Raw genomic sequence first — 20,727 nt, forward strand, 5'->3', positions numbered from 1 at the left:
TTGGAATGCGATCAACTGTGGGAGCGGGCTTGCTCGCGAAGGCGGCCTGACAGACACCACACGTTTCCCGTTATCATGTCGCCCCGATCAAAGTGAATCTGTTCATGGATACCCTTGCCCAACTGCGCGCCGGCCAACTGTCGGGCGTTACCCGCCTTGACCTCACCGGCGGCCTGACGGAGTTTCCGCGAGAAATCTTCGACCTGGCGGACTCGCTGGAAGTCCTCAACCTCAGCGGCAATGCCTTGAGCAGCCTGCCGGACGACTTGCACCGCCTGACCCGTTTGCGCGTGTTGTTCTGCTCGGACAATCTATTCACCGAACTGCCCAACTGCCTGGGCCAATGCGCCGCACTGACGATGGTCGGCTTCAAGGCCAACCGTATGGAGCGCGTGCCAGGCGCGGCCCTGCCACCGTTGCTTCGCTGGCTGATCCTGACCGATAACTGCATCACTGAACTGCCGGCCGAGCTGGGTGAACGCCCGCACCTGCAAAAACTCATGCTTGCTGGCAACCGCTTGCAACGTTTGCCGGAGAGCTTGCGTCATTGCCATCGACTCGAACTGATCCGTATCGCCGCCAACCAGTTGAGCGAATTACCCGAGTGGCTGCTGTCCCTGTCGAGCCTGACCTGGCTGGCGTACGCCGGTAATCCGCTGGAGACCGAAGCCGATGCGGCCGCCCTCGAAGCCACGCCTCGCATTCCCTGGTCCGAACTGCGTCTGGAGCAGCAACTGGGCGAAGGCGCCTCAGGAGTGATTCATCGGGCTATCTGGGATCGACCGGGCCAACCGGCCACTCAGGTCGCGGTCAAACTCTACAAAGGCGAAATGACCAGCGATGGCTCGCCGTTGCACGAGATGAACGCCTGCATCACCGCAGGTTGTCACTCCAACCTGATCCGGGTTGAAGGGCGAGTCGTCGGGCATCCAGAAGCCCAGGCCGGGCTGGTGATGCAACTGATCGATCCGAGCTATCGCAATCTGGCCGGGCTGCCGAGCCTCGCATCATGTACCCGCGACGTTTACGCCAATGACACCCGGTTCAGCGCGGGTGTGGCATTGCGCATCGCTTGTGGCATCGCCTCGGCAGCCGAGCATTTGCACCAACATGGCATCACCCACGGCGACCTCTACGGCCACAACATTCTGTGGAACGAGTACGGTGATTGCCTGCTGGGGGATTTCGGCGCGGCGTCGTTCCATGCCACCTCGGACAGCCTTGAAAGCCGTGCGCTGCAACGGATCGAAGTGCGGGCGTTTGGTATTTTGCTGGGGGAATTGTTGGAGCGGATCGACTCGGGGTTGAGCGATGAGGGTCGGGGGCTGCTGGAGGCATTACAGCAGCGCTGCTGTCAGCCGCAGGTGCTGGCGCGACCGGGGTTCGGCGAGATAATTCAGGAGTTGAATGGCTGGTGACCGCTTCGCGGTCAATCGTCGGATCGCCGCCCGGAGCAAGCTCGCTCCCACAGGGGTTCTGTATTGGTGACAAATCATGTGTACGACACAAAACCAATGTGCGAGCTTGCTCGCGATGACGGTGTCACTGGCGAAAAATATTAACCCGCCAACCCGACAAACATGTCCTGCACGTCATCGTGGTTATCGAGGCCTTCGAGGAAGGCTTCGACTTCAGCCATCTGCTCATCGCTCAGACCGCTGACCGGATTTTTCGGCTGATAACCCAGCTTGGCCGACAACACGGTGAAACCTTGCTCGGGCAGGGCTTTCTGCACGGCGTCCAGGTCCGCAGGCTCGGTCAGAAACAGGGTCGTGCCCTCTTCTTCACCCGGCTCGAAATCCTGGGCGCCGGCTTCGATGGCGGCCATTTCCGGATCGGCGTCAGGGCTGTCCGGGGACGCCTCGATCATGCCCACATGGTTGAAGTCCCACGCGACCGAACCGGAAGCGCCCAATTGGCCCTTGCGGAACGCGACGCGGATTTCCGCCACGGTGCGGTTGATGTTGTCGGTCACGCATTCGACGATCAACGGAACCTGGTGCGGAGCGAAACCCTCGTAAGTCACGCGATGGTACTGAACGGTCTCACCCAGCAGGCCCGCGCCTTTCTTGATGGCGCGATCCAGAGTTTCCTTGGGCATCGAGGCTTTCTTTGCCTGTTCAACCACCAGACGCAGGTGTGCGTTGGTAGCGACATCGGTACCGTTGCGGGCAGCGATGGTGATTTCTTTTACCAGTTTGCCGAAGATCTTGCCCTTGGCGTTAGATGCCGCTTCTTTGTGTTTAACCTTCCACTGTGCGCCCATTACTCACTCTCTTGATCTGTGGCGCCGAGACATCTATTGGCCGACGCATGGCGCAAGTTTATACGCCCTAAAGTTGGCAATCGACCAAAAAATCCACCCTGTTCACCCGCATGACGAATCGACATCTCCACCGGCAGTTGTAGGGCGATTCTGAAACTTCGATTTGCGGTGACCATAAAGGGCTGTGGTTTCGTACCCTCTGCGCCCGAATTCCATGGCAGAAGCGCGTTCGATGCACAACGACAAGGAAAGTCCCTTCACCCTGACACTTCTCGACGGCGATTTGAGTTTGCAGGTGTTGCAGTTCAGTGGCCGAGAAGCCCTCAACCAGCCCTATCGATTCGACATCGAAGTCATCGGCCTCGCACCGGCCATGAACCTCGACCGATTGCTGCAACAGCCGGTGTACCTCAGCCTGATGGAGGGCCAGGGTATTCATGGCGTTCTTCACAGTGCCAGTCGCGAGCATCGCGGCCCCCACCGGATCGGCTACAAACTGGTGCTGGTGCCCTACCTTCAATGGCTCGACCGACAGCGTTCACGCCGCGTCTTTCATCACCTCAGCGTACCGATGATCCTGCGCCAACTGCTGAAGGAACATGATGTGCCCGAGGGGAGCTATCGCTTCGAATTATCCAACGGACACTATCCCGTCCGGCCTTTTTGCATTCAGTACGAGGAGAGCGATCTGGCATTGCTGCAACGGCTGTGCGAAGAAGAAGGCATTCACTATCACTTCGAACATCAGCGCGACGGGCATGTGCTGGTCCTGGCGGATGACAGCCTGAGTTTCCCCCAAGAACCAGTCCTTACGCCTTTCCAGGGCAACGCGCCCGAAGACAGTGACGTGCCGGTGATCAGTGAGTTGTTCCAGCGCCATGACTCGCCGCCCTTTCCCTCACGACTGGAGGCCAGGAACCGTGGCTCGCAAAAACCCGACGAGGGCGCGGCCAACCACGCTTTCAGCAAACCATTGCCAGTGATGGTCCGGCCCGCGGCCGAGCACATCCATCACGATCAGTTGAGCCGACGACAACTGGAGCGTCTGCGTTGCCAGCATCTGCAGATCCACGGTCAAAGCAACCAGAGCGCACTGCGCAGCGCACGGATAGTGCAAGTGTCAGAACATCCACTGCCCAATTTCAACGATCAATGGCTGCTCACCGAAACCCGACATCAGGGGCAACAACCTTCGATTCTTGCCGCCGACAAACCCGATACGGTTCGCCATTATCGCAATCAGTTCACCGCCATTCCCTGGTCAACGGTATTCAGGCCCGCGCTCAAACAGACCAGGCCGAGCATCCCGGGCTATCAGCCCGCCCGGGTGCAGGGCCCTGCCGGGTATCCGGCGGCGCTGGATGATCGAGGTCGAATACAGGTCAGGCTGTGGCCAACAGCGCAAGCGAATCCGCTTGAATCTGCCGGTCTCTGGCTACCGGTGGCCCTTGCTGCGCCGGACGGTCGGATTGCCCCGTCCAGCCTGCCAACGGCCGGCAGCGACGTCCTCATCAGTTTTCTCGACAGTGACCCGGACCGGCCGGTGCTGTGCGTCGGCATGGGCCATCACCCGCGCACTCGGCCTGTTCCCGAGCCACGCCGCGATAGCCACTTGCTGTTCGATTGGCTGGTCAATCGCTCGGACCTCACACCCTGACTCTCAACCCTTGTCGGCCTTGCCTGCCGCCGCCGCGAACTTCGCCAGACGCACATCCAGATACCGTGGCCGGTGCCCGTGATCCTCGGCGCGCTCCTTGCGGCGGATGGCGTTGCGCACCATCAGGGAGCCGAGGTAACGAATCGGCTCGGGTGGAAAGAAGCCCAACGGGCCGTTGACCAGAGGCGAACGGGTCCAGGCGTTGTCCAGTCCCTGAACCATCGAGGCGAGAATCTGCCCGCCCATATGACACGGGCCAACCCCGCTGCCGGAGTATCCGAAACCGTAAAACACGTTGCCACTGGCGCTCATCTGACCGAAGAACGGCAAACCGGTGACCGAGCGATCAGACGGACCGTTCCATGTCGCCTCGACCTTGACCTGGGCAAACGCCGGAAAAAACTCGCTCAGGCTGTGCTGCAACAAACCGGCATAGGGCGATGGCTGATCGAACACCGGCAACATTCGCCCACCGTAAGCAAAGGTGTTGCCGCCCTTGCCGAGCATGATTCGGCCGTCCGGGGTGTTGTGGTAGTAGTGCACGAAAATCCGCGAATCGAGCACGGTGACGCCGCTGGTCAAACCGATTTCGTTGAGCAGATCGGGTCGTGGTTCAGTGATCAGCATGTCGCTGGAAACGATCGCTACACTGCGCTCGAACTGTGGAAACGCCCGCGCCATCCAGGCGTTCATCGCCAGCACCACGCGATCCGCGCGAACGGTGCCATTCGGGGTTTGTATCCCCGCAGGCTTGCCCTCCTGCAACCCCGTCATGGCGGTGTGCTCGTGAATCCTCACCCCGAGTTGCAAGGCGACCCGGCGCAAGCCGCGCACCAGTTTGCCCGGTTGCACACTTGCCGCCGCCGGGGAAAACCAGCCTTCCAGATGTTTGCTGGAACCGGCCATGCGTTGCACATCGGCCACCGGCCGTTGGGTGAAAGAGTTGATGCCATTGCGCTCCAACGCCGCGATCACGGCGTCGGTCGAGCCGCATTGGGCGCGGTTGGTGGCGGTGTACAGCGTACCGTCGAGACGGTAATCGGCGTCCACCGCGTACTGCTCGCAAAAGGCGCCGATGGCATGGATGCTGCGCTCCGATTCCTTGACCAGTCGCACCGCTTCTTCGACACCGAACAACCTTTCCAGCGTGAAGTACTTGGCCGACCACGACAGTGCACAACCCCCATTGCGGCCACTGGCGCCAGCGCCGCAGATATCGGCCTCGATCAGCAATACGTCGAGCTCAGGGTTCTGCTCCTTGAGCATGATTGCCGTCCACAGCCCGGTGTAGCCACCGCCGACGATGCAGACGTCGGCGCAGGTGTCGCCCGCCAAGGGTTCGCATGGCGCGCAGGACTCGGCCGCCAGCGCCTGTTCCAGCCAAAAAGGTCTCATGGGTCAATCCTTAAGTACGCAGAGGTTTTACGGTGATCGGTTGGTTAGGCACGAAGGCGCTTTCTGCACGCAGGCCAGCCGGGCGGCTGTTCCAGTGCGGGATCAGCACCAGGGCCGAGAACATCGCGCAGCCAGCGAAGACGATGAACACGGTGACCGAGTCGAAGTAGCCCGGCAGCAATCCGCCAAGAATCGCCCCGACCGAGCCGCAACCGTTGACGAAACCGGCCGCTGTGGCGCCCGCCTTGGCGGTGCCGAAATCGATCGCGGCCGCGCCGCTGATCATCGAGTCCGGTCCATACAGGGTCAGGCCCATGACGAACAGCAGCGCCACCACCAGCATCACGCTGCCGGTATGCAGGGCGCCCATGAACAAGGCCAGGGTGACGGTCAACGCCAACAGGCTGAGCACACACGCCGGCATGCGTCGGGCGCCGAACAGTTTGTCCGAAGCGAGCCCCAACACAATCGGCCCGAGTAACCCGGCCAGTTCAAACGCGGTCGGAATGATTGCCGCGCCGACCTTGCCCACCGAGGGCATCTGCTCGAAGACGATCACTGGTCCCCAGAGCAGAATCGCGTAGCGAGCCGGCTTCAGCAGAAAGTAGGCGAGGCCCAGAACCAGCACGGTGCGGTTGCGCAGAATTTCTTTTAACGGTTCCAGAATGCTGATCTTGCTTTGCAAGTCGGCCTCTTGCGCCGTCAGTTCCGGCTCTGGTTCCACCGCCGGCAAGCCAACGTCTTCGGGTTTGTTGCGCTGAAAAATAAAAAACAGCACGGCGACCAGCCCAACCACCGCCGCACTGGAAAAGAACGCCGCATGCCAGGTGCCGATCAGCGTATACGCCCACCAGCCAGCGAACGGCGAAGCCACCAGCCCACCAAAGGCATAGCAGGAACTCCACAACCCCAGCACCCGCCCGCGCTGTTCAGAGGGAAAGAAGCTACCGAGGTTCTTGCACAGCCCGGACCAGCCAGTGGACTGGGCAAACCCTTGAATCAACATGCAGGTAGCGAAGATTGGCAACGTCGCAAAACTGCCCATCACCAAGGCTGCCGCCGCTGAAATCAGCAACCCGCCAAACACTACGACCCTTGGGCCAAAGCGGTCGGCCAGGACGCCCCAGGTGAATTGCCCGATGGCGTAAGCCGTCAGGTAGATGGCGTCGAGGTTGGCCATGGCCATTTTGTCGAGCATGAAGGTGGGGTCTTCGGCGATCCCCAGTTTTGCCACGGAAAAAGCTTTGCGGGTGAAGTAGAAAGCGGCGTAAGCGAGCCAGGTGATCGCGAAGATCTGCACGCGCCAACGCTTGATAGTGCCGATGTGCTTGTTCATGGTGGTTCTGACCTCAGGGTGTGAGTGTGCCGGCAGAAATTGAGAAATCACGCCTGTTTTTTTATTGTTGAGCACTTCGATATCGCAGCGTCCCTGAGGCGATATCGGTCAGATGAGTCCTGCTGTTGCACGCACAGGCTCATGGCCGCCGACGCTGTTCGACTGACCAGTCACCGGGGCTGAGGTGGATAAAAACAATTACTGATTAATAAGTGAAATCGATTTATCGTATTTCCAATATAAGCTCAGCTTGTTACTGGAGGTTTCGATGTCGGTTTCCCACGCCCAGCTCAAAGCCTTCCACGCCGTGGCCGTGCACGGAAGCTTTACCAAAGCCGCCGAGCGGCTATTCCTCACGCAACCGGCGATTTCCGACCAAGTGCGCAAGCTCGAAGAGCGTTTCGGTGTGCTGCTGTTCCATCGCAATAAACGCTCGGTCCGGCTGACGGATCTGGGCGAGCGTTTGCTGAGCATTACCCAGCGATTGTTCGTTATCGAGGCCGAGGCGCAGGAGCTCTTGCATGACTCCAGGGCCTTGCAGACCGGCAGCCTGATTCTCGCGGTGGATGCGCCAGTGCACGTGTTGCCGCAGATTGCTCGCTTTTGTGAGCGCTACCCCGGCATCAGCGTGAAGATCGAAACCGGCAACACCGACGAATCGCTGTTTCGGCTGTTCAACTATCAGGCCGACCTGGCGTTGCTGGGCCGGGAGGTGAGTGACGAACGTCTGATCTCGCTGCCGCTGCGCAACGACCCGATGGTGGCGTTCGTTTCGCGCAATCATCCGTGGGCCGACCGCGAGTCGATTTGCCTCGCGGATCTGGATGACACGCCTTTGGTGCTGCGGGAAATCGGTTCGGTGACGCGGCAAACGCTGGAAGAAGAAATGGCTCAGGCAGGCTTTCGCATTCGGCCGGCGATTCAGGTTGAAGGCCGGGAAGCGGCGCGTGAGGCGGTGGTCGTGGGGATTGGCGTTGGTGTTGTATCAGCCGCCGAGTTCGGTGCAGATTCGAGGGTTTGCGCGTTGCCGATTACCGACTGCAAACGACGATTGACCGAGACGCTGGTGTGCTTGCGCGAGCAGAGTTCGCGACGGGTGGTGGCGACGTTTCTGGAGATGGTTCGCGAGAGTCTTGTGTAGGCAGGTCCTCCCCCTTCGCGAGCAAGCCCGCTCCCACACTGGTTTTGCGTTGATCACATAATCTGTGGCCAACATAGATCCCCTGTGGGAGCGGGCTTGCTCGCGAAGGCCGCGCCGCGGATCAACTGGATGGTGCCAAATCGCAAAACGCCTGTATCAAGCGCAAATCTCGCCGCCGCTCCATGCAGCCAATCATGTGTCGGTTAACCAACCCTTCACCAAGAATCGGCACCGCCGCCACCCGCGGGTCATGACTGACCTCCACCGACGACACCACGCCAACCCCCAACTCTGCGGCGACGGCTTCGGTCACCGCCTCGCGACTGTCCAGCTCCAGCAACACCCGTGGACTGACCAACGCCGCCGCACAGGCCTCGTCGAAGGTGCGCCGGGTGATCGAACTTGGCTCGCGCAACACCATGATCACCTGATCCAGCGCCTTGAGCGGCACCCCCTCGGACATCTGCGCCCACGGATGACCGTCGGGCACCAGTGCACAAATCCGTGATTCGCTTAAGTCTTGCAAATGCAGCCCCTTGCGCGGTTCGACCTCGGTCAGCACCGCCACGTCGGCATGCTCCGATAGCAACGCCGCCAAGGTTTCCTGTGCATTACCCAAACGCAGGTTCACGGTGATCCCCGGATAACGCGCCCGCAAACTGGCGAGCATCGGCATGACCATGTGCGGCCCGTCCGCCGCCACTTCCAGGCGTCCGGTCAGCAACTGCCGGTTGGCCTCGAGCATCACCTGCGCTTCTTCGGCCAGGCCGAACATCGCCCGGGTGATCGCGGCCAGTTTGGTGCCCTCCTCCGTCAGCTCCACCCGTCGTGCGGTGCGCCGCAACAGGGTGATCTGGTAATGCTCCTCCAGCGCCTTGATGTGCCCGGTGACCGCCGGTTGGCTGATGAACAGTCGCGCGGCGGCCCGGGTGAAGCTGCCCTCGCGGGCCACCGCATCGAATGCGCGAAGCTGGAACAGGTTCATGAATAACCCTCACTGATGGCTGGCATAACAACAAACAATTTGATTGATAGCACGGCAAATTGCAATTTAAGCCCCGTAGCGTCATCCCATCGATTGCGAGGACACGAGAATGAGTACTGCCGAACCCATCCTGCTCACCCCCGGCCCACTGACCACATCGGCCCGCACCCGTCAGGCGATGATGGTCGACTGGGGTTCATGGGATGACCGCTTCAATCAACTGACCGCCAGCCTGTGCGAACAACTGCTCGCGATCATCAACGGCGGCGACAGCCACCACTGCGTGCCCCTGCAAGGCAGCGGCACCTTCGCGGTCGAAGCGGCGATCGGCACGCTGGTGCCTCGCGACGGCAAAGTCCTGGTGCTGATCAATGGCGCCTACGGCAAACGCCTGGCGAAAATCTGCGAAGTCCTCGGTCGCTCCTTCAGCACCATTGAAACCGCTGAAGACGAACCTACCACCGCAGCCGACGTTGACCGTCTGCTGCGTGCCGACGCCAGCATCACCCACGTCGCGCTGATTCACTGCGAAACCAGCACCGGGATCCTCAACCCGCTGCCGGAAATCGCCCACGTCATCGCGCAACACGGCAAACGCCTGATCATCGACGCTATGAGTTCTTTTGGCGCGTTGCCGATCGACGCGCAACAGGTGCCGTTCGACGCGCTGATCGCCGCCTCAGGCAAATGCCTGGAAGGCGTGCCGGGAATGGGCGTTGTCTTCGCTCGCAAAGAGGCACTGGCCAATGCCGCCGGTAACTCGCACTCGCTGGCGATGGACCTTTTCGATCAGCACACTTACATGGCCAAGACCGGCCAGTGGCGCTTCACCCCACCGACCCACGTGGTCGCGGCGTTGCACGAAGCCCTGCTGCAATACAACGAAGAGGGTGGTTTGCCCGCCCGGCATCAGCGCTACGCCAACAACTGCAAAGTGCTGCTGGATGACATGGCCAAACTGGGGCTGCGCAGTTTCCTGCCCGCCGAGATTCAGGCGCCGATCATCGTCACCTTTCATGCGCCGAAAGATCCGCGCTACCAGTTCAAGGAATTCTACGAACGCGTCAAGGCCAAGGGTTTCATCCTCTACCCCGGCAAATTGACCCAGGTCGAAACCTTCCGCGTCGGCTGCATTGGCCACGTCAACCAGGCCGAGATGCACGCGGCCGTGGCGGCGATCGCCGAGGTGTTGCAGGAAATGGAAGTGTTGGAAATCTAAACCACACCGCAATCCACTGTGGGAGCGGGCTTGCTCGCGAATGCTGACTGACATTCAACATTGATGTCGTCTGCGCACCGCCTTCGCGAGCAAGCCCGCTCCCACCAAAAGCAGCTCCCCTATTAGCCAGTTGCCCCAGGACTTGATCACCATGAACTATACAAACCCAACCAAACTGCAAGCCGCCATCCTCGACTGGGCCGGCACCGTGGTCGATTTCGGCTCCTTCGCCCCGACACAGATTTTTGTCGAAGCTTTCGCCGAATTCGACGTTCAGGTTTCCATCGAAGAAGCCCGCGGGCCGATGGGCATGGGCAAATGGGACCACATCCGAACCCTGTGCGATCAGCCGGAAGTGGCCGAACGTTATCGCACAGTGTTCGGCCGTACGCCGACCGACGACGACGTCACCGCCATCTACAAACGCTTCATGCCCCTGCAAATCGAGAAAATCGCCGAGCACTCGGCGCTGATCCCGGGCGCACTGGACACCATCGCCAACCTGCGCCAGCAAGGGATCAAGATTGGTTCCTGCTCCGGCTATCCAAAACAGGTCATGGACAAAGTTGTCGAGCTGGCCGCCACCAACGGTTACGTCGCCGACCACGTGGTCGCCACCGACGAAGTGCCCAACGGACGCCCATGGCCGGCCCAGGCGCTGGCTAACGTGATTGCGCTGGGCATCGATGATGTCGCGGCCTGCGTGAAGATCGACGACACCGTGCCGGGCATTCTCGAAGGTCGTCGCGCCGGCATGTGGACCGTGGCGTTGATCTGCTCGGGCAACGCACTGGGCCTGGACTACGAAGGTTATCGGGCCTTGGGCAGCGACAAACTCTCCAGCGAACGCAAGCGCATCCATGCGATGTTCGAAGGCTCTCGGCCGCACTACATGATCGACACCATCAGCGATTTGCCGGAAGTGATCGCCGATATCAACCAGCGCCTGGCCAAGGGTGAGATGCCACAAACCAACTGATTGCGCCTGTCGCCGCATAAAAAAGCGCCAGTTTCTTAACGGAACTGGCGCTTTTTTTTGGTCGACCACCTGATCCAGAGCATTGAACACCCAAATAGCCACAGGCAAATCCACCAAAGCGGATTACAGTTAAAGCACACCGTCGAACAAGAACGGTGGCTCGACCTGACCTGTGAGGAACACCGTATGCCCTGGAAGAATTCCGACTCACGCTACAGCACCGTATCGATCGTGCTGCATTGGTTGATGCTGGTCCTGCTGGCGCTGGTTTACGCCTGTATTGAATTTCGCGGAATCTTTCCAAAAGGCAGTGGCGGCCGGACGCTGATCACCGAATCGCACTTTTTGCTGGGCTTGACGGTGTTTGTCCTGGTTTGGCTGCGGCTGTTTGCGCGCAGCCTGGGCTCGGCACCGCAAATCTTCCCGGCCTCCCCTCACTGGCAGACCGTGCTGGCCAAATTGATGCACTGGGCGCTGTACATTTTCATGATCGCCATGCCGATTCTGGGCTGGCTGGTCACCAGCGCCAAGGGTCACCAAGTGATGTTCTTCGGCTTCGACCTGCCGTTGCTGGTCGCGGAGGACAAGGCGTTGGCCAAGCAGATTCAGGGTTGGCATGAACTCGGCGGCACCCTTGGTTACTGGCTGATCGGTCTGCACGCCGTGGCGGGGATTTATCACCACTATGTGGTGGGCGATAACACCTTGCTGCGGATGATGCCCAAGCGCGGGTGAATCCCGCCGCTCACTGGAAACCCCGGCGGCCCTGCAAACCGCCGGTATGGATAAAGATCAGGCGTGTGCCCTTTTCGAATCTTCCGGCTTCGACTTGCTGCTTGAGCGCCAACAGTGCTTTGCCGGTGTACAGCGGTTCGAGGGGAATGCCGCTGGCCTGTTCGGCCTGATCGATGAATTCGAGCAACAGCGGATCGACTTTGGCAAAGCCGCCACGGCTGGCGTCGAACAATTCATAGGCGCGATTGTGTAAACCCGCCTCCCGCACGATCGAATCGACCTGCTGCGCAACCCCATGATCGTCGGGCACCGCCAGCGCGCCATACACTGAGTGTTCACCTGCTTCGGCCAGCACCAGACCGGCCAGGGTCGTGCCCGTTCCACAGGCTAGCCACCAGCCGTCATAGTCGCTCCAGCCAAGACCGTTCAGTTGCTCGCTGACCATTGTCCTCAGCTGCAGGCAGCCCTTGGCGCCCTGCAAACCGCCGCCACCTTCCGGCACCGGATGCAGATCGGGATACTGCGCCTGCCATGGCAGCCAGAAACCCGGCTCGTGCCGCGCTCGATAACCGCCATAACCCAGCCAATGCAATTGCATGTCAAACGCCTGCAAGTCTTTCACCGTCGGCGTTTCTTGCGGATGACCGCGCAGCAGGCCAACGGTGCGAAAACCAAAACGCTTACCCGCCGCGGCCAGTGCATGCAGATGATTGGAGTGGGCACCGCCCAGACTGATGATGCCTTTGGCACCGATCTGGTCAGCAGCTTTCAGGTGCTCGATGAGTTTGAACCACTTGTTGCCGCTGATCAGCGGGTCGATTTGGTCAAGGCGCAGGATCGCGACTTCGATGCTTGATCGGGTGAGCCAATCAAGATGAAGGTGCTCGAGGGGGGCCTGGGGTAGCCAATCGGTTGGAGGGGAAAGCATTGGCGCCTGATTGTGCTCGGGTAGATCCAGCATTCTAGTCGCTCAAAGTCAGCCATCGCGAGCAAGCTCGCTCCCACAGGGGTTTTGAATCGGTCACAAAATTTGTGAGCAACACAGAACCTGTGGGAGCGAGCTTGCTCCGGGCGGCGTTCCGACGATGGCCATTGGCACGCTCGACCTGCGGATTACAACTCGGCGGCCAACCGCGAACCTTGGTTGATCGCGCGTTTGGCATCCAGCTCCGCCGCCACATCCGCGCCGCCAATCAAATGCACGTTCTGCCCGGCCGCCACCAGGCCATCCTGCAATTCACGCAGCGGATCCTGCCCGGCGCAGATCACGATGTTGTCCACCGGCAGCACTTGCGGCTCGCCGGTTTCGCCAATGCGGATGTGCAAACCTTCGTCGTCGATCTTCAGATACTCGGCGCTGTTGAGCATCTGCACCTGCTTGTTTTTCAGACCGGTGCGGTGAATCCACCCGGTAGTTTTACCGAGGCCGTCGCCGACCTTGGATTTCTTGCGTTGCAGCAGGAACACTTCACGAGCCGGTGCATGGGGTTCAGCCTTGATGCCGGCGACACCGCCGCGCGCTTGCAGATGCGTATCGATGCCCCACTCCTTCCAGAACGCATCGCGGTTCTGGCTGGTGGCCACGCCCTGGTGAACCAGGAACTCCGACACATCGAATCCGATACCACCGGCGCCGATCACCGCGACGCGCTTGCCCACCGGTTTGCGCTCAAGGATCACGTCCAGGTAGCTCAGCACCTTGGCGTTCTCGACACCCGGAATCGCCGGGGTTCTTGGCGCGATGCCGGTGGCGAGAATGATCTCGTCGTAACCGCCTTCGACCAGCTGCGCGACGTCGACGCGGGTGTTCAGGCACACCTCGACGTTAGTGGTCTGCAGTTTGCGGTTGAAGTAGCGCAGGGTTTCGAAGAACTCTTCCTTGCCCGGCACACGCTTGGCGATGTTGAACTGGCCGCCGATTTCGCTGGCCGAATCAAACAGAGTGACCGAGTGACCACGTTCGGCGGCCACGGTCGCTGCCGACAGCCCGGCAGGACCGGCACCGACCACCGCGATTTTTTTGATCTGCTGCACCGGCAGGTAGTTGAGTTCGGTTTCATGACAGGCGCGCGGGTTCACCAGGCAACTGGTCAACTTGCCGCCGAAGGTGTGGTCCAGACAGGCCTGGTTGCAACCGATGCAGGTGTTGATTTCATCGCCACGGCCGGCCGCAGCCTTGTTGACGAAGTCCGGGTCGGCGAGGAACGGCCGCGCCATGGAGACCATGTCGGCATCGCCTTCGGCCAGAATCTGCTCAGCCACTTCCGGGGTGTTGATGCGGTTGGTGGTGATCAGCGGAATGCTCACCGAGCCACGCAACTTGGCAGTGACTTTGCTGAACGCACCGCGCGGCACTTTGGTGGCGATGGTCGGAATCCGCGCTTCGTGCCAGCCGATGCCGGTGTTGATGATGGTCGCACCGGCTTGCTCGATCGCCTTGGCCAACTGGACGATTTCTTCCCAGCTGCTGCCGCCTTCCACCAGATCGAGCATCGACAGGCGGAAGATAATGATGAAATTCGGACCTACCGCTTCACGCACCCGGCGGACGATTTCCACCGGCAGGCGCATGCGGTTTTCGTAGCTGCCGCCCCAGCGGTCAGTACGGTGGTTGGTATGGGCGGCGAGGAACTGGTTAATGAAATAACCTTCGGAGCCCATGATCTCGACGCCGTCGTACTCGGCCTGTTGCGCCAGGGTCGAACAGGTGACGAAATCGCTGATCTGCTTCTCGATGCCTTCCTCGTCCAGCTCTTTAGGCTTGAACGGGTTGATCGGTGCCTGAATGGCGCTCGGTGCGACCTGATTCGGGCTGTAGGCATAACGCCCGGCGTGAAGGATCTGCATGCAGATCTTGCCGCCCGCCTCGTGCACCGCGCGGGTGACGATCCGGTGCTTGAGCGCTTCTTCCTCGGTGGTCAGTTTGGCTGCGCCGGAGTACACCCCGCCCTCGTCGTTCGGGCCAATACCACCAGTGACCATCAAGCCAACGCCGCCACGGGCACGTTCGGCGAAATACGCCGCCATGCGCTCGAAACCGCCGGGCTTTTCCTCAAGACCGGTGTGCATCGAACCCATCAGGGTACGATTACGCAACGTGGTAAAACCCAGGTCCAGCGGGGCCAACAGGTGCGGGTAATGAGCGGCGGCCATCGGTAACTCCACATCGAGCGATCACGGAAAAAGTGCAGGAGCTCTTCGGCCCCGTCAGTCATGTTGGACAGACTAAGAGTCGCGCCGCTGTCACTCAATGACCGTAACTGACAACTTATTGATCCAAATGTGCAGCGCCCCTTGGCAAGTGCCGGCATGCGCCCTACCCTAGTCGCGAACCCTGCACACGGCCGTCGACTGTTTCCCCATGCGCAAACTTCTGTACCTGACCTTCTCCATGGCATTGATTGCCGCCATTACGACCTACGCCATGTGGGCCGCGGACCGTCCGGTGGGTCATTACCTGTCGGACCTGCGCATCAACCTGGCGGTCGACCAAGGCATACCCGCCGATCGCGGCAACTTGCTGGGCATCCAGCCCGAGCTGTTCCCCACCGACTATCAAAGCTCCGAGCGCTTGCACCGCAAGCTGGCGGCCTATTTGCAGAAAGCCCAGGACCAAGGCCTGCTAAATGCAAAAACCATCGTTGTACTGCCCGAACATGTCGGCACCTGGTTGATGGTCAGCGGCGAGAAAGATGAGCTGTACCAGGCGACCACGCTCAAGGAAGCCATGAACTGGCTGGCGGTCAGTAACCCACTGAAGTTCGTCCGCGCGCTGATCAGCGCCAAGGGCGACAAACGTCTGGACGACGCGCACCTGCGCATGAAGGCCAAAGGCATGGCCAAGGACTACCAGGCGCTATTTGGTGGTCTGGCGAAAGAATTCCACGTGACGTTGGTGGCGGGCTCCATCGTGCTGCCCGAGCCTAGCGTCATCGACGGCACCCTGAAAATCGGCCGCGGCGCGTTGTACAACAGCAGCGTGGTGTTCGGCCGCGATGGCCTGCCGATCGGCCAACCCCAGCGCCAGATGCATCCGATTTTCGATGAACATGAAGTCATCGCCGCCAATGGCGAACATACGCTCAACGTCGTCGACACCCCGGCCGGACGCCTGGGTGTGCTGATCGGCAGCGACAGCTGGTACCCGGACAATTACCGCAAGCTCGACGACCAGGGTGCGCAGTTCGTCGCGGTCCCGGCGTTTGTGCTCGGGCGCGGCACCTGGGACAAACCGTGGCGCGGTTACAAGGGCCTGTCGACGCCTGGCTCCGTCAGCCTCAAGGCCGGGGAACTCAGCGAAGGCCAGGCCTGGCATCGTCTGACACTCACCGCTCAACCGCCCAGTAGCCAGGCAATCGCCGGCATGAGCGTGTTCCTGCGCGGTCAGTTCTGGGATCAAGGCAGCGCCGGTCAAAGTTTTCTCAGCAGCAACGGCCAGCAGTTCGCCGACGGCAATGCCCGTGGCGCGCGTTTGCTGAACCTCTGGTTGTAACCGATGAAACCGTTGCCGATGCGCCTCGGCGATCTGTCGGTGGGCTTTGTTCATAGCCTGGCCGACGCCGTGCGCAGCCACGGTGCAGACCCTCAGCCGCTACTCGAACAATACGGTCTCGACGCAGCTCGCCTCAGCGAAGCGGGCGCCCGGCTCTCGATCCCGCGCTACATGCGCCTGGGCCACAGTGCCATTCAACTGACCGACAACCCGGCACTTGGCTTGCGCATGGGTCAGCTCAGTCGCCTGAGCCAGGTCGGCCTGGCCGGGGTCACGGCCGCTCAGGCGCCAACGGTGCGAGAAGCCGCGCGGTGCCTGATTCGCTTCGAAGCCTTGTATGGCTCCAACTATCGCGGTCAATCGAGCTTTCACGAAGACGCCCAAGGTGCCTGGCTGCGGTTCTATTCCATCAGCCCTTATAACGCCTACAACCGCTTCGTCGTGGATTCGATCATCGCTGGCTGGTTGCAGCAATTGTCCAGCATAAGCCCTGCCCGGTTGCGGGCCGAACGCATCGAGATCGAGTTTGATGAGCCTGATTACCGAGCTGCTTATGAAGTGCTCGGCGACTGCCCGATCCAGTTTGGCTGTGAGCACAATCAACTGCGCTTGAGCCTTGCCAGCCTCGCCCAGCGCAACCCGGAACACTGCCCGAGCACCTGGCGACACTTGCTGCAACTGTGTGAGCGGGAACTGGAGCAACTGACACGCACCCGCAGCCTGCGTGAACGCATCACTCAGTTACTGGGGCCGTTGCTCAATGGTGGCCGGGAACCCGACCTGGAAGAAGTGGCGGCACGCCTGAAGCTGCCAACCTGGACCTTGCGCCGCAAACTCGCCGAGGAAGGCACGCAATTTCGCGCGATCCTCAATGACACGCGTCGCGACCTGGCCATGACCTACATTCGCGATACCGAACTGGCGTTCGGAGAAATCGCCTACCTGCTGGGCTTTGCCTCAGCCGAAGCCTTTCAACGGGCCTTCAAACGCTGGAGCGGCCAGACTCCCGGCGAGTTTCGCCGCAGTCATCGCCAATCCGCTTGACGCTTACAGCTCGGTAGCGTCTTCGGCCGGTTCCAGCGGGTCCAGTTCAAACGCCTGATACTCGAGCAGCTCTTCTTGATAATCGTCCATTTTTAATCCCCCACAGCTCGTTGAAAAAAACGCCTGAATAAATGACCAGCGCCCCGAGCATAAAGTGCCCACGTGAAAGAAAAATGACGCAGGCACGCCGCTCAGCGGCTACTTAATAAAACGTAGCAGGCCGTCAGGAATTTATCACAAGATTTTTTCGATACAGGCCGTAGGACAACGGCATGGGGTGACGCGGATCAATTTAAAAGCCGCCGCGGGATCGGTGTCGTCTGACCCGATCCCGTAGCGTCAGAGCACGATTACTGGCCAGATACAGGAATGGCCGAAATAGGCTCGGTGGGTGGAGGCAGGCTTGATTGGGGCGGCGGAGTGACCGTTTCCGTGGTCGATGCCGGCTTGCTGTTCTCGGCCGGAGCAATCGGAGCGGCTTCAGGCGGCGGTGCAACAGGCTCAGAGGCTGCTGGAGCCGCTTCGGCAGGTGCCGGCGCAGGTTCTGCCGCAGACGGCGCCAACGGAGCCGGTGCAACCTTGGCTTCAGGCACACCGAGATCGGGTTTCGGCTTATCCTTGATGTGCGCGGCCTTTTTCGCTTCCGGCGGCAGGAACAACTCGACCAGGGTGAAGAACCGCTCGTAGAACTTGGGCGCCGATACGGTTTCGCTGGCGACCTTGACCATCGAGTCGTCGGACGAGCCGATCGGCATCGACACCGAGCCCAGCACGCCCACACCCACGCTGGCGGAGTTGTTGGTCTTCTTCAGCGCATAACGGTCCTGCAGGGCGTTGGCGAACATCGTCGCGTGGTGCCCTTCACTGCCATCATCGGCACAGACCACACTGAAGCTGATCTCCAAGTGGCTCTCGCCGGTCTGCTGGAAGCTTTTGTGTCCGCTGACCAGTTTCGGGTCGGAGCTGGTGATGATGTAGCCCTGGCTGAGCAACGCCCGACGGGCGGCTTCGCACGTCTGCGCATCAGTCACCGGGTAGCTACGCGAAAACGTTCCGGAGTCATCGAAGTTCTCATGCTCGTAGATGGGGGCTTTCTTCGAAGAGCAGCCGGCCGCGGCGGCCAGCACCAACGCCAGCCCTGCAACACGCATGGGAAATGATTTAAACATTGAACATCCTGAGGAAAACGGTCCGGGGCGTATTGTGCAACAGATCGATGCTTAGCGGAGTATCGATTAGTGTCTTAAAACAGCTACAAGTCTACTGACTGTCATTTACAGGAAAAAGTCGCACGGTAAATACTCAGGCGACGGGTAACCCGTGCGGCTTTCGTTTCACCCACAAAAAACCCCAGCCTTACGGCCGGGGTCTTTGTGTAGCGCAAAACTCAGTCCGGCATCAGTAGCGTTTGATCTCAGCCTGGCTTTCCAGCAGTTTGCGGTAGGCCGCAAAGTCCTGCTGACCAATGCGCGAAGCGAGGAAGCGACGGTACTGGGCCTTCTCTTCATCGGTCGGCGCTGCGGCTTCGTTCACGCCGTTCAGACGCACGATCACCAGGCTACCATCGGCCAGGGTCACGCTGCTGAAGGTCGGCTTGTCCTTGGCGGCAGGCTTGGGCATGCGGAACAGCGCCTGCAGCACGGTTGGGTCAACCCCTTCCTGGCCACGAGTGGCTGCCTGGGTCACTTTCCAGCTCTGACCGTCGATCGCCTTGTCCAGCGCAGCCTTGCCATCGTGCAGGCTGACAATCAGCTCTTCAGCCTTGGTCTTGGCGGCAGCACTGGCGTGCTCCTTGGCCAATTGCACGCGAATACTTGCAGCTACGCTTTCCAGCGGCAGTTGCGCAGGCTTCAGGTGCTCCTTGGCGCGCAGCACGATCACGGTTTCCGGATCGAGTTCGATGGCGGTGCTGTTGGCACCCTCATCCAGCACTTCAGGGCTGAACGCTGCAGTGACCACGGCACGGTTGGCCGCAACACCTTCGCCACCTTCACGGCCGAACGGCTTGGACGTATGAACAGTGAGCTTCAGGTCCTGCGCCGGCTGAGCCAGATCGGAGGATTCGAACGACGAATCTTCCAGTTGCTTGGTCGCCTCGACGAAACGCTGCTCGACCTGCTGGGTTTTCAGCTCACGGGTCAGCTTGTCTTTCAGGCTGGCGAGCGTCGGCACCTCAGGTGCTTCCACGCCCAACAGCTTGATCAGATGGAAACCGAAGTCGGTACGAACCGGCGCCGAGACCTGATCCTTGGCCAACGCATACAGCGCTGTTTCGAAGGCTGGATCGTAGACACCAGGACCGGCAAAGCCGAGGTCACCGCCGTTGTTCGCCGAACCCGGGTCCTGGGAGAATTCCTTGGCCAGAGCCTCGAACTTCTCGCCTTTTGCCAGACGTGCCTGGATCTCTTCGATCTTGGCCTTGGCTTGCGCTTCGGTCACCTTGTCGTTCACTTCGATCAGAATGTGCGCGGCCCGGCGTTGTTCCGACAGGTTCGCGGTTTCTTTCTGATACGCCGCTTGCAGGTCTTCGTCCTTGACGCTGACCTGATCAAAGAAGGAAGCCTTCTTCAACTCGAGGTAATCGATGACCACCTGATCCGGCGTCATGAATTCCTTGGCGTGTTCGTCGTAGTAGGCTTTGACTTCATCGTCGGTCAGCTTCACAGCCGCCGGGTCAACCTTGACGTTCAGAGAAGCGAAATCGCGGGTCTGTTTTTCCAGACGGGCGAATGCCAGAACCTGTGCGTCGGTGACGAAACCGCTACCTGCCAGACCAGCGCGCAGCTGACCGATCAGCATTTCCTGAGCCAGCATCTGACGGAATTGCATGCGGCTGTAGCCGAGTTGGCGAACAACCTGGTCGAAACGCTCAGGGCTGAACTTGCCATCAACCTGGAATTCAGGCGTTTGCAGGATCACCTGGTCCAAAGCAGCTTCGGAAAAAGCGAACTTCGAGTTTTCTGCGCCTTGCAGCAGCAGCTTGCGATCGATCAGGCCTTTGAGGGCCGATTCGCGCAGCATTTTTTCGTCGAGCAACGAAGCATCGAAATCCTTGCCCAGCTGTTGCATGAGCTGACGGCGTTGCATATCGACCGCTTGACTCAGCTCGTTCTGGCTGATTTCTTCGCCATTGACCTTGGCCGCATCATTGCTGTGCGTCGTGGCCTTGAAGATGGCGTCGAAACCGGTCAAAGCCATCAGTGCAACGATGACCCCGATAATGGTCTTGGCAATCCAGCCTTGTGAATTGTCCCTGATATTCTGCAGCATGCGTCCCCCAGAAACGGTTGAACTTCAAAATTAGGCAACCGTGGAGCGTGGGTAGAATCCGGATAGAAGAAAGGCGCATCCGAGGATGCGCCTTCTCGTAACTGGCGGAGCGGACCGATGACTCGAACTTGCGAGCCTCGGCGTCTCGGATCGGCGCCTCGCCGACTGGACTACCGCTCCGCTGCCAGGTCAGGCATGACCCCGACCC

The 20,727-nt window shown here is 60.3% G+C and carries 16 protein-coding genes; 8 read left to right on the forward strand and 8 right to left on the reverse strand.

Features of this window, described 5'->3' with window-relative positions:
* Nucleotides 1-104: 104 nt before the first annotated feature.
* The gene (locus E3W21_RS19060) at nucleotides 105-1,418 is read left to right on the forward strand and encodes a leucine-rich repeat-containing protein kinase family protein (RefSeq protein WP_134421448.1); all 1,314 of its coding nucleotides are present in this window, start codon (nucleotides 105-107) and stop codon (nucleotides 1,416-1,418) included.
* Nucleotides 1,419-1,558: 140 nt separating this feature from the next.
* Here E3W21_RS19060 and E3W21_RS19065 read toward each other — a convergent pair whose 3' ends face one another.
* Complete coding sequence (locus tag E3W21_RS19065) at nucleotides 1,559-2,266, reverse strand: YebC/PmpR family DNA-binding transcriptional regulator (RefSeq protein WP_129437015.1); 708 nt, start codon at nucleotides 2,264-2,266, stop codon at nucleotides 1,559-1,561.
* Between the two features lie 232 nt (nucleotides 2,267-2,498).
* Between E3W21_RS19065 and E3W21_RS19070 the strand changes: the two genes are divergently transcribed.
* A complete protein-coding gene (locus E3W21_RS19070; RefSeq protein WP_134421449.1) occupies nucleotides 2,499-3,923 on the forward strand; it encodes a type VI secretion system Vgr family protein in 1,425 nt (474 codons plus the stop codon).
* 3 nt (nucleotides 3,924-3,926) lie between these two features.
* Here the strand turns inward: E3W21_RS19070 and E3W21_RS19075 are convergent, their stop codons facing one another.
* Nucleotides 3,927-5,318 carry an FAD-dependent oxidoreductase gene (locus E3W21_RS19075; protein WP_134421451.1) on the reverse strand — a complete coding sequence of 464 codons (1,392 nt, stop codon included), beginning with the start codon at nucleotides 5,316-5,318 and terminating at the stop codon, nucleotides 3,927-3,929.
* Nucleotides 5,319-5,328: 10 nt separating this feature from the next.
* Nucleotides 5,329-6,654, reverse strand: coding sequence for an MFS transporter (locus E3W21_RS19080; RefSeq protein ID WP_134421452.1), 1,326 nt, complete (start codon nucleotides 6,652-6,654; stop codon nucleotides 5,329-5,331).
* 268 nt (nucleotides 6,655-6,922) lie between these two features.
* On the opposite strand from E3W21_RS19080, the gene E3W21_RS19085 reads away from it, so the two are divergent.
* The gene (locus tag E3W21_RS19085; RefSeq protein WP_056740259.1) at nucleotides 6,923-7,795 is read left to right on the forward strand and encodes a LysR family transcriptional regulator; all 873 of its coding nucleotides are present in this window, start codon (nucleotides 6,923-6,925) and stop codon (nucleotides 7,793-7,795) included.
* Between the two features lie 121 nt (nucleotides 7,796-7,916).
* On the opposite strand, the gene E3W21_RS19090 is transcribed toward E3W21_RS19085, so the two are convergent.
* Nucleotides 7,917-8,780: a LysR substrate-binding domain-containing protein gene (locus E3W21_RS19090; RefSeq protein WP_134421453.1), complete on the reverse strand. Its 864-nt coding sequence runs from the start codon at nucleotides 8,778-8,780 to the stop codon at nucleotides 7,917-7,919.
* Between the two features lie 109 nt (nucleotides 8,781-8,889).
* Between E3W21_RS19090 and E3W21_RS19095 the strand changes: the two genes are divergently transcribed.
* From E3W21_RS19095 to E3W21_RS19105, 3 genes are all read left to right on the forward strand, one after another.
* Nucleotides 8,890-9,999, forward strand: coding sequence for a 2-aminoethylphosphonate--pyruvate transaminase (locus tag E3W21_RS19095; protein WP_134421454.1), 1,110 nt, complete (start codon nucleotides 8,890-8,892; stop codon nucleotides 9,997-9,999).
* 151 nt (nucleotides 10,000-10,150) lie between these two features.
* Nucleotides 10,151-10,978, forward strand: a complete 828-nt coding sequence (gene phnX / locus E3W21_RS19100) for a phosphonoacetaldehyde hydrolase (RefSeq protein WP_134421455.1) — start codon at nucleotides 10,151-10,153, stop codon at nucleotides 10,976-10,978.
* A 186-nt stretch (nucleotides 10,979-11,164) separates the two neighbouring features.
* Nucleotides 11,165-11,713, forward strand: coding sequence for a cytochrome b (locus tag E3W21_RS19105; RefSeq protein ID WP_129437023.1), 549 nt, complete (start codon nucleotides 11,165-11,167; stop codon nucleotides 11,711-11,713).
* Between the two features lie 10 nt (nucleotides 11,714-11,723).
* On the opposite strand, the gene E3W21_RS19110 is transcribed toward E3W21_RS19105, so the two are convergent.
* Nucleotides 11,724-12,641 (reverse strand): 1-aminocyclopropane-1-carboxylate deaminase/D-cysteine desulfhydrase, encoded by a 918-nt coding sequence (locus tag E3W21_RS19110; protein ID WP_134421464.1) that lies wholly within the window; start codon nucleotides 12,639-12,641, stop codon nucleotides 11,724-11,726.
* Between the two features lie 185 nt (nucleotides 12,642-12,826).
* The gene (locus E3W21_RS19115; protein ID WP_134421457.1) at nucleotides 12,827-14,866 is read right to left on the reverse strand and encodes an FAD-dependent oxidoreductase; all 2,040 of its coding nucleotides are present in this window, start codon (nucleotides 14,864-14,866) and stop codon (nucleotides 12,827-12,829) included.
* Between the two features lie 208 nt (nucleotides 14,867-15,074).
* On the opposite strand from E3W21_RS19115, the gene E3W21_RS19120 reads away from it, so the two are divergent.
* Nucleotides 15,075-16,205 carry a carbon-nitrogen hydrolase family protein gene (locus E3W21_RS19120; RefSeq protein ID WP_134421458.1) on the forward strand — a complete coding sequence of 377 codons (1,131 nt, stop codon included), beginning with the start codon at nucleotides 15,075-15,077 and terminating at the stop codon, nucleotides 16,203-16,205.
* A 3-nt stretch (nucleotides 16,206-16,208) separates the two neighbouring features.
* On the forward strand, nucleotides 16,209-17,249 hold the full coding sequence (locus tag E3W21_RS19125; protein WP_129437026.1) for an AraC family transcriptional regulator: 1,041 nt from the start codon (nucleotides 16,209-16,211) through the stop codon (nucleotides 17,247-17,249).
* A gap of 350 nt (nucleotides 17,250-17,599) precedes the next feature.
* Here E3W21_RS19125 and E3W21_RS19130 read toward each other — a convergent pair whose 3' ends face one another.
* Nucleotides 17,600-18,418: a DUF2242 domain-containing protein gene (locus E3W21_RS19130; protein WP_134421459.1), complete on the reverse strand. Its 819-nt coding sequence runs from the start codon at nucleotides 18,416-18,418 to the stop codon at nucleotides 17,600-17,602.
* 229 nt (nucleotides 18,419-18,647) lie between these two features.
* Complete coding sequence (locus E3W21_RS19135; protein WP_134421460.1) at nucleotides 18,648-20,519, reverse strand: SurA N-terminal domain-containing protein; 1,872 nt, start codon at nucleotides 20,517-20,519, stop codon at nucleotides 18,648-18,650.
* Between the last annotated feature and the right edge of the window lie 208 nt (nucleotides 20,520-20,727).

Origin of the sequence: Pseudomonas sp. F01002 (assembly GCF_004402115.1) — a bacterium.
Lineage (GTDB): Bacteria > Pseudomonadota > Gammaproteobacteria > Pseudomonadales > Pseudomonadaceae > Aquipseudomonas > Aquipseudomonas frigoris.

Bases quoted from the DNA above. Each gene is read 5' to 3' on its own strand.
- E3W21_RS19120 (WP_134421458.1), top strand. From the start codon at position 15,075: ATGCGCAAACTTCTGTACCTGACCTTCTCCATGGCATTGATTGCCGCC.
- E3W21_RS19065 (WP_129437015.1), bottom strand. From the start codon at position 2,266: ATGGGCGCACAGTGGAAGGTTAAACACAAAGAAGCGGCATCTAACGCC.
- E3W21_RS19080 (WP_134421452.1), bottom strand. From the start codon at position 6,654: ATGAACAAGCACATCGGCACTATCAAGCGTTGGCGCGTGCAGATCTTC.
- E3W21_RS19135 (WP_134421460.1), bottom strand. From the start codon at position 20,519: ATGCTGCAGAATATCAGGGACAATTCACAAGGCTGGATTGCCAAGACC.
- E3W21_RS19090 (WP_134421453.1), bottom strand. From the start codon at position 8,780: ATGAACCTGTTCCAGCTTCGCGCATTCGATGCGGTGGCCCGCGAGGGC.
- E3W21_RS19130 (WP_134421459.1), bottom strand. From the start codon at position 18,418: ATGTTTAAATCATTTCCCATGCGTGTTGCAGGGCTGGCGTTGGTGCTG.
- E3W21_RS19085 (WP_056740259.1), top strand. From the start codon at position 6,923: ATGTCGGTTTCCCACGCCCAGCTCAAAGCCTTCCACGCCGTGGCCGTG.
- E3W21_RS19070 (WP_134421449.1), top strand. From the start codon at position 2,499: ATGCACAACGACAAGGAAAGTCCCTTCACCCTGACACTTCTCGACGGC.
- E3W21_RS19075 (WP_134421451.1), bottom strand. From the start codon at position 5,318: ATGAGACCTTTTTGGCTGGAACAGGCGCTGGCGGCCGAGTCCTGCGCG.
- E3W21_RS19060 (WP_134421448.1), top strand. From the start codon at position 105: ATGGATACCCTTGCCCAACTGCGCGCCGGCCAACTGTCGGGCGTTACC.
- E3W21_RS19125 (WP_129437026.1), top strand. From the start codon at position 16,209: ATGAAACCGTTGCCGATGCGCCTCGGCGATCTGTCGGTGGGCTTTGTT.
- phnX (WP_134421455.1), top strand. From the start codon at position 10,151: ATGAACTATACAAACCCAACCAAACTGCAAGCCGCCATCCTCGACTGG.
- E3W21_RS19095 (WP_134421454.1), top strand. From the start codon at position 8,890: ATGAGTACTGCCGAACCCATCCTGCTCACCCCCGGCCCACTGACCACA.
- E3W21_RS19115 (WP_134421457.1), bottom strand. From the start codon at position 14,866: ATGGCCGCCGCTCATTACCCGCACCTGTTGGCCCCGCTGGACCTGGGT.
- E3W21_RS19105 (WP_129437023.1), top strand. From the start codon at position 11,165: ATGCCCTGGAAGAATTCCGACTCACGCTACAGCACCGTATCGATCGTG.
- E3W21_RS19110 (WP_134421464.1), bottom strand. From the start codon at position 12,641: ATGCTTTCCCCTCCAACCGATTGGCTACCCCAGGCCCCCCTCGAGCAC.